The sequence below is a fragment of the Bacillus nitratireducens genome, assembly GCF_001884135.1.
GTDB lineage: Bacteria > Bacillota > Bacilli > Bacillales > Bacillaceae_G > Bacillus_A > Bacillus_A nitratireducens.
Genome location: NZ_MAOC01000091.1, coordinates 172825 through 185768, shown reverse-complemented (window position 1 = coordinate 185768; position 12944 = coordinate 172825). Strand labels below are relative to the sequence as shown.

Sequence of the window (12944 nt, the reverse complement as noted above, 5' to 3'; positions counted from 1 at the left end):
ACTAAGGGGATTCATTGGAAATATTTAATTTAGTCATGGTTGCGATTTTAATCGCATTTACTGGATTTTTCGTAGCAGCAGAGTTTGCGATTGTAAAAATACGTTCAAGTCGCATTGATCAGCTTGTTGCGGAAGGGAAACGCGGCGCATTAGCAGCGAAAAAAGTAACAACAAATTTAGACGAATATTTATCTGCTTGTCAATTAGGTATTACAGTTACAGCGATGGGACTTGGTTGGTTAGGTGAACCGACGATAGAAAAATTATTACACCCGTTATTTGAGAAATGGAATTTAAATCCGTCTATCTCATCAGTATTAACATTTGGTCTTGCATTTATGACGATGACGTACTTGCACGTTGTAGTCGGGGAATTAGCTCCGAAAACGATGGCAATTCAAAAAGCTGAAAAAGTGACATTGTTATTAGCAGGTCCGTTAATGATATTCTATAAAGCTATGTATCCATTTATTTGGGTATTGAATGGTTCTGCTCGTGTTGTAACTGGTTTATTCGGTTTGAAGCCAGCTTCTGAACATGAAGTAGCTCATACAGAAGAAGAGTTACGTCTTATTCTTTCAGAGAGCTACGAAAGTGGAGAAATTAATCAAGCTGAATACAAGTATGTAAATAATATCTTTGAATTTGATAATCGCATTGCGAAAGAAATCATGGTACCGCGTACGGAAATCGTTGGTTTCTATCTTGAAGATTCAGTAGAAGAACACATGAAAGTAATCCAAAATGAACGATACACACGTTATCCGATTTTTGGAGAAGATAAAGATGATATTATCGGTATGGTCAATGTGAAAGATTTCTTTATTCGATATATGAACAACGATAAAGAAGATTTATCATCGATTCGCACGTATATGCGTCCGATTATTGAAGTTATGGAAACTACTCCAATTCATGATTTATTACTGCAAATGCAGAAGAAGCGAATTCCAATGGCTGTTTTATATGATGAGTACGGAGGAACAGCTGGAATTGTAACGCTTGAAGATATATTGGAGGAAATCGTCGGCGAAATTCGTGATGAATATGATGAAGATGAAGCACCACCAATTCAACATGTGAACGAATACCATAAAATTGTTGATGGAAAAGTGCTTATATCAGAAGTAAAAGATTTGTTTGGATTACACATTGAAGAAGATGATGTGGATACAATCGGTGGATGGATTATGATGCAAAATCATGAAATCGAAGAAGGACAATACGTTGAAGCAGAAGGTTATGAATTTAAAGTGTTAGAAAAAGATGCTTATCAAATTAAACGTGTTGAAATTCAAAAAATGGATCATGAACAAGAACAAGAGAAAGCAGCAACTGTGTAAGTTGCTGCTTTTCTTCTGACACATAATAAAATGTGAAATTAGGAGCGGATATTTTGATTCAAGTAGCCTTACGTGTATATCGATTACAATTGTATACAATCTTTAGTGGTTTACTACTAATGTGGGCGATTACTCCATTTGGAAAACAAGTGACAGGGTTTGGTATTGGTTTAGCAGTTAGCGCATATTGTCTTTGGTTATTAGCTCGTAGAGTGGAGAAACTAGGAAGAAGTATCGTGATGAAAGAAAAGGCTCCTGGATTAGGAGTTTTAAACCGATTTGCAGCCGCAATATTAGGGGCTATCATTATGTATGAAATTGAGCATGAAATGGAAATGTGGGCATTTGGTACGGGTATTTTAGGTGGACACTTTTTAATGATTGCGAATTTAGCCTATGCAAACATGCAGCTAGTAAAAGAAGAAGAGAAGCAAAGAGAACAAGCTTCGAAAAACATAGAGCTATGATGAAAGGGACCTAATGGGGTTCCTTTTTTTTGTGTTTGAGAATAAATTGCGCAATAGTTAATGTACTATGAGCGATTTAATAATGACAATTGAATTTACGACCCAATATAATACGCCTCTTTTTTAGGTTTTTCAATAGTGTGGAAAAAAATTTGAAAAAATTTAAAAACCCATCGATTTCGAAAGCTTATGTATGTTATCATGACAAAAGAATTTGCGAAAGAGGTGGATACCAATGTTACAAGCTTTACTTATTTTTGTGCTTCAAATTATTTACGTTCCAACTTTAACAATCCGTACGATTTTGCTTGTAAAGAATCAAACAAGATCCGCTGCAGGTGTAGGATTGTTAGAAGGTGCAATTTATATTGTCAGTTTAGGTATTGTGTTTCAAGATTTATCGAATTGGATGAACATCATTGCCTATGTCATTGGCTTTAGTGCGGGACTATTATTAGGCGGTTATATAGAGAATAAATTAGCAATTGGTTATATTACGTATCAAGTTAGTTTACTAGACCGTTGTAATGAATTAGTGGATGAATTACGTCACTCTGGATTTGGTGTTACAGTATTTGAAGGTGAAGGTATTAATTCAATCCGTTATCGTTTAGATATCGTTGCAAAGCGTTCTAGAGAAAAAGAACTGTTAGAAATCATTAATGAAATTGCACCAAAAGCATTTATGTCTTCTTATGAAATTCGTTCATTTAAAGGCGGATACTTAACGAAAGCGATGAAGAAGAGAGCGTTAATGAAGAAGAAAGATGAACATGCATCGTAAAGAAAGGGGAGTAGTGCAGCTTTAAAAGCACGGCATAATCCCCATATAAAAAAGAGAGGAATCTATTTTAAAAAAGATTCCTCTCTTTTTTATATGTTATTTTTTTCTGCTCTTTCTCAGATTAACAATTAACCATACAACTTGAATAATTATTGGTAATATAAATGCAATTAATAAAACGATAAATGCCACTGATTTAAGCTCAGGTGTTTGAGTAACACCAGCACCATCAACCTCTCTTAGCCAAATGATAGCTGCCAATATCCCGAAAGTGATAATCCAAAATATGTTACCAATCCACCAATAAATCCATCGTCTGTTCATATTAGCACCTCTCAGATGTATTCTCTTTTAAAATATATTTTATTCGTTATATTAAAATGCGATAACTATAAAACTACTCTTTTTCAACTGTATATCTAACTTGTTTAAAGGTTACCATGTCTCCATCTTGAGTATCATCTTTCGTTTGTAAAAGTTGGACCCTTGGTTTGTAATCTGTTCTATGAGCATCCTTGATACTCGTAATATCAAGTTTGTAGGATTCATCATTTTTTATTTTTTGTTCAAAGACTTTTTTATTGGCAACGTAAATAAAAGTTACTTTATTTTCATCAATGCCCTCGGTCTTAATTTCTAATTCATTATCTGTTGTTGTAATCATTGGTGTTAATAATTCAATACTGCCGTTTCCAGTTTCTAAAGAATTTTCTGTTATAATTGAACATCCGGATAATATGATTCCGATGAATAGAAGAACAATTAATTTCTTTTTCATAACATCCCCCAATTTCAAGTGATTTTTGATTTTGGTATTGCTAGACTGCTAGTGTGGAACGTAAATGTTTAACTAGCGCTCTTTTTTAATTGTACCATAATATGTAAATTTTAATAGGCTGTATATCTACTTTAAGTGGGATTGAAAAGTTTATTTATTGTTGTAAATCAGTATTTTTACAGTAGGTATTTATTTTCTTTAGAAAGCGGTGTTACTAAAATCATTACGAATTGGATATCCAAATATATGATGAAATGTAGAAAGGAGAAAGAACTTAATATGAAGCGCTCTTATTTTTATGGAAATTACAATTTTTACATTTTAAAATAATATAGAATAGATGAATTCATTCACTTCGGAGGTAGTTACTTGAACATTAATGAGAAGGCAATTGAAATGTTTGAACAAAATGAATATGAGGAAGCAATGGAACTGTTTCAACAAGCAGTACGTGAATCTAGAGATGTACAATCTCTCAATAATCTTGCTTGGATGTACTTATATGAGGAAGAGAATGATGATAAAGCTCTTGAATTAATAAGAGAAGTTGTTAAGTTGAATCCTTCCTCATACTTTCCTTATAACATCTTAGGAGAAATTTACATGAAACAAAAAAAGTGGGAAGAAGCGAAAGAAGCATTACAAAAATCTATTTCGATTCAACCATCCAATGAAGCATATCACAATGTAGCTGTAGCTCATTATAATCTTGGAGAGCTGGAAAAAGCTTTGGAATTTTTCTTGCGTGTTGCAGGGGATTCGGACTATATAATGTATAACTATGTAAAATGTTTAATTGATTTAGGGCGAACGACAGAAGCGAAAGAGAAGTTAGATGCTTTTAACAGGAAATCTGATAATTTTGTAGGAGAAATTAATGTAGCAGATTTATATGTTGAGTTGAATTGCTATAAAGAAGCAATTGAATGGTTCGAAAAGGGATACAAAGAAGTTTGGAAAAGCCCCAATTGGATTGGTAGATTTGTTTATGCTCTATATAAAGCTAATAATTTCTCCCGTATAAATGAAGTTATACGGGAATCTATCGAAGCGAAAACAGCAGATATAGAAGATGTTCAGAATGAAGAAGTAGAAGAAAACTGGACAGAAAAAGATAAGAAAGAGTTAATTGAGGAATATACAGAAGAGAATAATTGTTATAAAAAAATGATAGAACGTATCAAATCTGGATATGTTCCAGGTTTAGAATTTGAAACTGATCATATAGGGGCTTGCTATTTGTTTGGTTGTAAAAGACATAATCATCTTGAATATGAAAAATAAAAAGATTCGACTGTCAAACATGATGGTCGAATCTTTTTATTATAGGCTGCTTGTCTAAAGGTACCATCTCAATTGTAATGTGTTACAGATGTTTCGTCTCATTACATAGGTATATATCCTCTTTAGAGCTCCCTTTTTTAATATTTAAAATATGTAGTGAAATAAAACCAATAAGTCCTATTCCCCCGAAAATAAGCCATGGTGTATACATTCCGTTTAAGTTGGATGTAAAAGATGTACCGGTATAATTGCCGATGATAAAACCAAATGCGAGTGATAGTTGATAAAATCCGAAGTAAGTAGCTGTATATGATTCGTTACTGTAATTTGCAATAGCGATATCAGCGTTAGGTAATACGAGTGTTTCACCGATTGTAAATAAAATTACACAAATAAATAGCCAATATGGGTGTTGAAATAAAGGAATGAGTAAAAAGGAAATACTCATTAATAAAACACCGTACTTAATAATCAAAAGTGTGTTGTATTTATGAAATAGTTTTCGGAATAACACCATAAATATGACGCCTGTTATTGCATTTATCGTAATAACTAGTGTAGCAAGCTGGTTGCTATTACTAATGTTTTTCATATGAAGTGGAAGTGCGACAGTAAGCTGAGTAAACATAATATAGAAGAAAATCATAATAAATGAAAACAAAAGGAAAGATTTGTTTTGTAAGATAGCCTGTAGCCCTAATGTAATAGACGTGTTTTCAGTAGTGACTTGGAAGTGATTTTTAAGTAAGTAAAAGATAAAAGCGAATAACAGCATAAGAGATCCTGTTAGAGAAAAAGCATAGATTGGATCGAGTAAGAGTAAGAACCCTCCTGCAATTGGTCCGATTATTGCACCGCAATTAAAACTAAGGTTTAAATATGTAAATAGATTTTTTCTCATATGAGCTGGTTGTGAGCCGAATATGGCGCGCGCAGCAGGTTCGTAAAATGCAGTTCCGAAGCCAATAAGTGCAGAAGAAATAGAAATTGTATAGAAATCAGAGCATATTCCTAAAGCGATAAACCCGATTCCTCTTAAAAATAATCCGGCTATCATCATAATGATATAGCCTATTTTGTCAGCAATTAATCCTGAGAATAATGGGATAACTCGTGATGTGATTGTCATAACCGTCAACACTGTTCCTACTTGAACAGCAGAAAAATGAAGAAAGCTTAATAGATAAATAGCTAAAAATGCGTATACTGCAAAATACCCAAAAGACATAAAGAATGAAGAAATAAGCATGAAACGTATCGGTATTGAGAAACTTTTCATAGAACTCCTCCTAATATCGTAACCAGTAAAATCATTTAATGGTTAACTAATTTATATTATAATTATACATAAAGTCAGAAAAAAGTAAATTTTAAGAAGAAGGTGGATGGAATTGAATCAAAATGCACCAAATGAATTAGAATATATTCGGGAATTTTTAAATACATGGAAAATACCAAACGATACGAGAGAGCCAATTGACATGCTGCAAACAGAAGAGGATATAAAGCTTTTTATGAAAAAATATTTTCATAAAGAGGTTCCATTTCATACGATAGAGGAATTAAAAAGTTTTCGAGAAGATATTCGGTTAACGGTTGAAGGCGAAGGATCATTGCAAAAGTGGTTAGAGAAATACCCATTTCATGTACATGTAAAGGAAGATATGAAAGGTATTACATATGAGCCTGTGCACGAAGAGAATGTATATACAAAAGTATTAAGCATTGTGTTAATGTCAATTCAAGAAAATTTGTGGGGGAGGTTAAAAGCATGCCCAGATTGTCGCTGGGTATTTTATGATCATTCGCGAAATGGAAGTAAAAGATGGTGCGGTATGTATGCTGGAGAAGAAGGAGGAAGAGCGTGCGGAACGATCGCGAAAGTGAAAAATTACCGGGCGAAGAGAAAAGGGAGATCGGGGTATAATGTGTAATTTATAGTAGGGAAAGAAAATGGGATGGGGGAATGTAGGGTATGAAAGGTACACAAATGTTAGCTTTAAATAAAAAGTGTTGGGACACAGTTGCACCTTATTTCTTTCAAGTGGATTGTTTACCGAAATATGGCCCGTATACAGCGTCTGAAGATGAGATTCATTTGTTCGATTCAATCAAAAATAAAAAAGTTCTTGATATTGGATGTGGAAGTGGGCATTCGTTGCAATATATGGCTGAACATGGGGCGGCAGAATTATGGGGTCTAGATCTTTCAAGTACACAAATTAATACAGCGAAAGAAACGTTAAAGTGTTGGAATCCAAAGTTAATATGCGGAGCAATGGAAGAAGAAGGAGATATTCCGAAAGGGTATTTTGATATTGTATATTCCATCTATGCATTAGGATGGACTTCAGATTTAGGAAAAACGTTGGAACTGATTTATTCATATGTAAAGCCAGGAGGAAGTTTTATTTTTAGCTGGGAGCATCCAGTATATTCAAACTTACAGTATGGTACAGAAGAGATTGCTTTAAAGTCTTCTTATCATGAGGAAACACCTATTACGTTTGAAACATTTAAAGGAGAAAATGTACAAGCGACATTGTATAAGAGAAAAATAAGTACATACATAAATATGTTAAATAGAGTGGGATTTACAATTGAGAGAATAGAAGAGCCTGAACCGTCTCGTGTATTTGATGAAGAAGTAGCTACACCTTCTACGAAATATTATTCTTTATATAAAGCTAGAATGGTGCCAACTACTTTTATTATTAAGGCGAGGAAATAACTTGCTGAAAATAAAGAAGCCTATCATTTTATATTTGAAATGATAGGCTTCTTTATGTAAAAAAAATGAGGTTGAATGTGTACTTTTCATATAAAAATGCATTTCATATAAAAAGTGTAATTATTTTTGGGAAGGGGGATTGTTGTGCGTCATCATAGAAATTGCAAAAAATTCGGAGTGGCACTGCCTCTTCCGCTTGTGGGAGCAATTGGACCAGCTGGTAACAGTGGTCCGACTGGTCCAACTGGAGGCCATGAAGGTCCAGTCGGTCCTCCAGGCATCACCGGTCCTAGAGGGGCAACGGGTCCACAAGGTCCACAGGGAATTCAAGGTGTTCAAGGTATACAAGGAGAAAGGGGGCCAGCCGGTCCAACCGGAATTCAAGGTATCCAAGGAATACCTGGTCCAATGGGAGAAACAGGTCTAACAGGAATACAAGGCATTCAAGGTATGCAAGGTGAAATTGGTCCAACGGGTCCAACAGGAATACAAGGTATACAAGGAGTGCAAGGCGAATTAGGTCCGACTGGTCCAACAGGAAATACTGGTATACAAGGTATGCAAGGGGATTTAGGGAGTAGTGGTTTACAAGGTGTAACAGGTATACAAGGCATTCAGGGTCCGATTGGTCCAACCGGTCCAACAGGCTCTCAAGGAATTCAAGGGGAACAAGGGCCAATGGGACCAACAGGAGCAACTGGCGTTCAAGGTTTACAAGGGCCGCAAGGTGAGATGGGGCTAACCGGTCCAACAGGTTCTCAGGGGATACAAGGAGTACAAGGGGGAATAGGACCAACAGGAGTAACGGGCTTGCAAGGGGATCCAGGTCCAACAGGCTCAACAGGCTCAACTGGGGGAATCGGTCCAACTGGATCTGCAACGGGTCCAACAGGAGCAACCGGTCCAACCGGTCCACCAGGAGGCCCAACCGGCCCAACGGGTCCAGCCGGATCACCAGGAGGCCCAACTGGGGCAACGGGAGCAACGGGGGCAACTGGGGCGACAGGGGCAACCGGAGCGACTGGAATTCAAGGTGTTCAAGGTGTAATGGGACCTACCGGGGCAACCGGTTTAACAGGTTTGCAAGGCGTACAGGGACCAATGGGGGCAACCGGTCCAACGGGGGACCAAGGAATTCAAGGGCCACAAGGAGTAATGGGAGCAACCGGTCCAACAGGTTTACAAGGTTTACAAGGAGTACAGGGACCGATAGGAGCAACTGGCCAGGTAGGTCCACAAGGAGTGCAAGGGGCACAGGGGCCAATAGGTCCAACCGGTCCACAAGGAGTGCAAGGAATTCAAGGTGAGCAAGGAGTAATGGGAGCAACCGGACCAACAGGCTTACAAGGTCTGCAAGGAATCCAAGGTCCAATAGGTCCAACCGGTCCTCAAGGTTTACAAGGAGTGCAAGGGATAAGTGGTATGACAGGTCCAACTGGCCCGCAAGGAATTCAAGGAATTCAGGGGCCACAAGGAGGTATAGGTCAAACCGGAGCGACTGGAATCCAAGGCGTACAAGGTCCAGAAGGTCCAACAGGTCCAACTGGTGCAACCGGCCCGCAAGGAATTCAGGGAATACAAGGGATACAAGGCCCAACCGGTCCACAGGGCATTCAAGGTCTGCAAGGAATACAAGGTCCGATTGGTCCAACAGGCCCAACTGGACCTCAAGGAATACAAGGAATAACCGGATCAACAGGTCCAACTGGTCTAACCGGGGCAACAGGACCGACGGGAGCAACTGGTCCACAAGGAATACAAGGAATTCAAGGTCCACAAGGGGTAACGGGGCAGGCGGGAGCAACAGGCCCAACGGGAGCAACTGGTCCACAAGGGGTGCAAGGAATACAAGGTCCACAAGGGATAACGGGGCAGGCGGGAGCGACCGGAGCGACGGGAGTAACGGGTCCACAAGGAATACAAGGAATACAAGGTCCACAAGGTGTGACGGGATCAACCGGAGCAACTGGAGCGACGGGAGTGACTGGTGCGACAGGCCCGACAGGGTTACAAGGGATAAGAGGAGCAACTGGTGCGACTGGTCAGGCGGGAGTAACAGGCCCAACTGGTGCCACGGGTCCAACCGGCTTGACAGGTGCAACTGGATCATCTGCAATATCAACAGGTGGCGGTTATTTCTTTTCTACATCAACGAGTGCAATTGCGGCAAATGCCAATATTCCAATTAATAGTGGATCTACCGTATATGGAGCAGGTGTATCTTTAACTAGTGCGACAACCGTTACCGTATCTACACCAGGAATATATTTAGTAAGCTATTATTTTCAAGGGGATGCAAGTGCTGGGAATGAGACAGTATCTGTCAGATTACTACTAAATGGAAGCCAATTGACAGGGAGTTTTATACAAAACGTAACGACATCAACTGTAGTAATCGAACCAGCCATTTCAAATACACTTCTTGTAAATGTAGCGAGTGCCAATTCAACGTTAATATTACAAAATGGCCCATTAGGTGTAGGGCATGTGACCACTATAGCAGGCGCGATTACGGCAAGTTTAAATGTAGTGAGAATTTTATAAAGAATATAAAAAACACAAGGAATGTCTTTGTAAGACACACCTTGTGTTTTTTAATATTAAATAAACATTTTCTTTATCTTTTCGGTTGAAAAATATGCTGAAAGAAGTATTTGTGATGTAAGTTATCTATAACTTTATTTGCTTGATATGTGCGGTGTTGTTCTAGTCGAAGTCTTTGTTCCATCATTTTTATTTCGTGATCTGATAAACGTAACATTATACATTTCTCCTTTTCTATAAATATAGGTGTCTATTGGTATCGTTCCCATATTTATAACTAAGGAGGCATACTGTGTAACATAGGCAAAAAGCACCTTCCTCTCCCATTACGCTTACGAGGTTAGCTGTCGGACTCGGGAAGTGAGAGTTTCCCTACTTAAAAAAGATTCGCCCCAAGTAGCAAAAAGCTACATAAGTGGTTCCCCCGCTCCAAAATTTGGACTCAGCAAAAGGTTTTATAAGGTAAAAAATAACATGAACAAACAGTTAAGTCAAATTATTTTATGTTTTCTGTCTTTTTTAAATTGTGTAAGAATCATACCATTAGGAAGTATTGTATCTGATACTGTAATGAATCCGTGTTTTTTATATAATGTAATAGCAGGGGTATTCGCTTTACCTGTTTGTACAATGTATGTCATTGAAGAAGGGAACATGTTAAAAATAAAAAGTAGCAGTTTCGTTGCGATTCCTTTTTGAAAAAAATCAGGCGATACAACGAGTCGGTGGATATCAATTCGTTGTTCTTCTTGCATAAAGGAAATAAAACCGACAAGTTTATTTTCAGAAAAATATCCATAGAATGTTTCATCGCAACTTTGAATATCGTTTACAGTATCATATAAACGGGGTATTGCAGTACTGTTTAAATAGAATGCTTCAACTTTATAGGCTGGGATTTGAACTTGTAATATGGATGATGCTACCTCAAAAGAACTGGAATGTAATTTGTGAATCATAGATCAAGAAACCTCCTTTATATATGATATATTAATATAATTCCTTTTTGGCTAAGTTTGACAATATTTTTCTTTTTTGCATATAATATATGTATCTCCATACATATATTATTCTAAGCTATATTTCTATAGTAGAATATATTTAGTGTAAATGAGTTTATAATCTTATATAAGAGTTTGGTTACCCTTATGTTTGATCATACAAACTATAATAGAAATGGAGGACTAAAAATGGGATGGATTATCACATTAATAGTTGGTGCTATTATAGGTGCAATTGCTAGTTCTATAACGGGTAAAAATTTTCCAGGTGGTATGTTCGGAAATATTATAGCAGGTTTATTAGGTGCTTCGTTAGGTGGTAGATTATTTGGATCTTTTGGACCATCATTTGGTGGGATTCATGTCGTGCCAGCATTATTAGGTGCAATTGTATTAATTCTTATTGTATCATTTGTAGTGAAAGCTGCAAGGAAATAAAGATATAGATCATGACGAAAAGCCCTGAATAAGGGCTTTTCATCATTCGAAGAGGTGGTTTAGTTGGAAAAAGTAAATATAAGAAAAAGAGATAAGTTGAAAAAGTTTTTTAGAGAACAAAATTATTTAGCGGTGCTACTTGGGTTTGCATTATTGTTTATCAACATATTATTGCTAACGAAAATTTCTTTTGTTTTTACTCCGTTTATCGTCTTTTTAAAAACAATTTTCTTCCCGGTATTATTAGCGGGTGTGCTATTTTATATTTTACATCCATTCGTTTCGCTTTTAGAAAAGAAAGGTGTTTCACGAATCGTATCAATAGCTTCTATATATATAATAGTACTAGGATTATTTGTATTTTTAGTTGTAACAGTAATACCGATTATAAAAGATCAAATCGATGCATTAATAGATAACCTACCGTATTTCGGTCATGAAATTGAACGAGCAGCACGTAGATTCGGGGAAAGTAATTTACTAGGAAAAATTCAGGAGAATTTAAATATTGATGTAGCGAGTATGGTAAAAGACTACACAGTTGATTTTACGAAATCATTATCATCAGTAACTGGAAATGTAACTGGATTTTTAAGTACTGTTACAGAGGTCGTTTTAACGTTTGTAATGGTTCCGTTTATATTGTTCTATCTTTTAAAAGATGGTGAGCAATTACCGAATCACTTTTTAAAGTTTATTTCAGAGCAAAGACAACCAGCAGCGATGAGAATACTAGATGATATGCATTATGCGATTAGCTCGTATATTAGAGGGCAAATTATTGTTAGCTTGTTTATCGGTATTATGCTATTAATCGGTTACCTTATTATTGGTATTAAATATGCAGTACTACTCGCTATTTTGGCAATGATTGTAAATATTGTTCCGTACGTAGGACCAATCATTGCAATTACACCAGCATTAATTATCGCGTTTATTGACTCGCCATCAATGGTGTTAAAAGTAATTATCGTTATGATGGTTGTACAATTAGCAGAAGGTAAATTTATTTCTCCGCAAGTCATGGGGAAAAAACTAGACATTCACCCGATTACTATCATTTTTATTATTTTAACTGCCGGAAATTTATTTGGAATTATGGGGATTATTTTAGCAATTCCAGGATATGCGATATTAAAAGTGTTAGTAACGCATGGGTATAGATTTGTTAAGTTGAATACGTGAAAAAAGAGCTAAAACAGATAAAACTGTTTTAGCTCTTTTTCATTTATAGTCTTGTTATAGTAAACAAATTCACCTTATGCGTAGGCTTTTAACTCAATAATAGGTAGATTGCTTTCCTTTAGTTTGTAATCAAATATTAAATCGTCCATGCGAAAATTAGCATCTACTTCAAGAGAAATGAAGGTACCCCCGATTTCTACTTGATTTCCGTTCTCATTTTCAAAAGTGAGCGCACCGTCAAATGTTTCTATGTACTCATCGCAAGTGTATAAATATATAGCGATAGGTGTGAAATGTATAATTACCCCTAAAGTATCATCTTGACTTTTATCATCGTTCTTAAATACATCAATCTTAAACGTATCATTCTTTTTAGTAAACCAACCCAT

15 protein-coding genes and 1 riboswitch are annotated in these 12944 nt (G+C 36.5%); of the genes, 9 read left to right on the top strand and 6 right to left on the bottom strand.

The genetic code is table 11. From position 1 onward, the window contains the following. Positions 1 to 14: 14 nt before the first annotated feature. From BAU23_RS25785 to BAU23_RS25775, 3 genes are all read left to right on the top strand, one after another. Complete coding sequence (locus BAU23_RS25785; protein WP_000402261.1) at positions 15 to 1343, top strand: hemolysin family protein; 1329 nt, start codon at positions 15 to 17, stop codon at positions 1341 to 1343. 53 nt (positions 1344 to 1396) lie between these two features. Then, a complete protein-coding gene (locus BAU23_RS25780; protein WP_000616833.1) occupies positions 1397 to 1810 on the top strand; it encodes an ATP synthase subunit I in 414 nt (137 codons plus the stop codon). 235 nt (positions 1811 to 2045) lie between these two features. Continuing rightward, positions 2046 to 2594, top strand: coding sequence for a DUF2179 domain-containing protein (locus BAU23_RS25775; RefSeq protein WP_000938445.1), 549 nt, complete (start codon positions 2046 to 2048; stop codon positions 2592 to 2594). 96 nt (positions 2595 to 2690) lie between these two features. On the opposite strand, the gene BAU23_RS25770 is transcribed toward BAU23_RS25775, so the two are convergent. Together BAU23_RS25770 and BAU23_RS25765 are read right to left on the bottom strand one after the other, a co-directional pair. Further along, positions 2691 to 2918: a DUF3923 family protein gene (locus BAU23_RS25770; RefSeq protein ID WP_001082013.1), complete on the bottom strand. Its 228-nt coding sequence runs from the start codon at positions 2916 to 2918 to the stop codon at positions 2691 to 2693. 73 nt (positions 2919 to 2991) lie between these two features. Continuing rightward, the gene (locus BAU23_RS25765) at positions 2992 to 3372 is read right to left on the bottom strand and encodes a hypothetical protein (RefSeq protein WP_000727880.1); all 381 of its coding nucleotides are present in this window, start codon (positions 3370 to 3372) and stop codon (positions 2992 to 2994) included. Between the two features lie 369 nt (positions 3373 to 3741). Between BAU23_RS25765 and BAU23_RS25760 the strand changes: the two genes are divergently transcribed. Then, entirely contained in the window at positions 3742 to 4656 is a 915-nt protein-coding gene (locus BAU23_RS25760; protein WP_001024435.1) for a tetratricopeptide repeat protein, read from the top strand. An 82-nt stretch (positions 4657 to 4738) separates the two neighbouring features. On the opposite strand, the gene BAU23_RS25755 is transcribed toward BAU23_RS25760, so the two are convergent. Further along, on the bottom strand, positions 4739 to 5935 hold the full coding sequence (locus BAU23_RS25755; protein WP_000834827.1) for an MDR family MFS transporter: 1197 nt from the start codon (positions 5933 to 5935) through the stop codon (positions 4739 to 4741). Between the two features lie 112 nt (positions 5936 to 6047). On the opposite strand from BAU23_RS25755, the gene BAU23_RS25750 reads away from it, so the two are divergent. The 3 genes from BAU23_RS25750 to BAU23_RS25740 all read left to right on the top strand — a co-directional run bounded on the left by BAU23_RS25750 (position 6048) and on the right by BAU23_RS25740 (position 9931). After that, positions 6048 to 6590, top strand: a complete 543-nt coding sequence (locus BAU23_RS25750; protein WP_001072927.1) for a CGNR zinc finger domain-containing protein — start codon at positions 6048 to 6050, stop codon at positions 6588 to 6590. Between the two features lie 41 nt (positions 6591 to 6631). Further along, positions 6632 to 7387 carry a class I SAM-dependent methyltransferase gene (locus BAU23_RS25745; RefSeq protein ID WP_000679192.1) on the top strand — a complete coding sequence of 252 codons (756 nt, stop codon included), beginning with the start codon at positions 6632 to 6634 and terminating at the stop codon, positions 7385 to 7387. A gap of 177 nt (positions 7388 to 7564) precedes the next feature. Further along, positions 7565 to 9931: a BC_3345 family exosporium-associated protein gene (locus BAU23_RS25740; RefSeq protein WP_479370986.1), complete on the top strand. Its 2367-nt coding sequence runs from the start codon at positions 7565 to 7567 to the stop codon at positions 9929 to 9931. Between the two features lie 73 nt (positions 9932 to 10004). On the opposite strand, the gene BAU23_RS30350 is transcribed toward BAU23_RS25740, so the two are convergent. Together BAU23_RS30350 and BAU23_RS25730 are read right to left on the bottom strand one after the other, a co-directional pair. After that, the gene (locus tag BAU23_RS30350; RefSeq protein ID WP_000945247.1) at positions 10005 to 10148 is read right to left on the bottom strand and encodes a hypothetical protein; all 144 of its coding nucleotides are present in this window, start codon (positions 10146 to 10148) and stop codon (positions 10005 to 10007) included. 96 nt (positions 10149 to 10244) lie between these two features. Further along, positions 10245 to 10389, bottom strand: a riboswitch (cyclic di-AMP (ydaO/yuaA leader). Positions 10390 to 10422: 33 nt separating this feature from the next. After that, positions 10423 to 10890 carry a GNAT family N-acetyltransferase gene (locus BAU23_RS25730; protein ID WP_071735442.1) on the bottom strand — a complete coding sequence of 156 codons (468 nt, stop codon included), beginning with the start codon at positions 10888 to 10890 and terminating at the stop codon, positions 10423 to 10425. A gap of 231 nt (positions 10891 to 11121) precedes the next feature. Between BAU23_RS25730 and BAU23_RS25725 the strand changes: the two genes are divergently transcribed. Both BAU23_RS25725 and BAU23_RS25720 read left to right on the top strand, forming a co-directional pair. Then, positions 11122 to 11370 (top strand): GlsB/YeaQ/YmgE family stress response membrane protein, encoded by a 249-nt coding sequence (locus BAU23_RS25725; RefSeq protein WP_000539733.1) that lies wholly within the window; start codon positions 11122 to 11124, stop codon positions 11368 to 11370. 63 nt (positions 11371 to 11433) lie between these two features. Beyond that, on the top strand, positions 11434 to 12555 hold the full coding sequence (locus BAU23_RS25720; RefSeq protein ID WP_000416919.1) for an AI-2E family transporter: 1122 nt from the start codon (positions 11434 to 11436) through the stop codon (positions 12553 to 12555). A gap of 74 nt (positions 12556 to 12629) precedes the next feature. Here the strand turns inward: BAU23_RS25720 and BAU23_RS25715 are convergent, their stop codons facing one another. Beyond that, complete coding sequence (locus BAU23_RS25715; RefSeq protein ID WP_000539692.1) at positions 12630 to 12944, bottom strand: hypothetical protein; 315 nt, start codon at positions 12942 to 12944, stop codon at positions 12630 to 12632.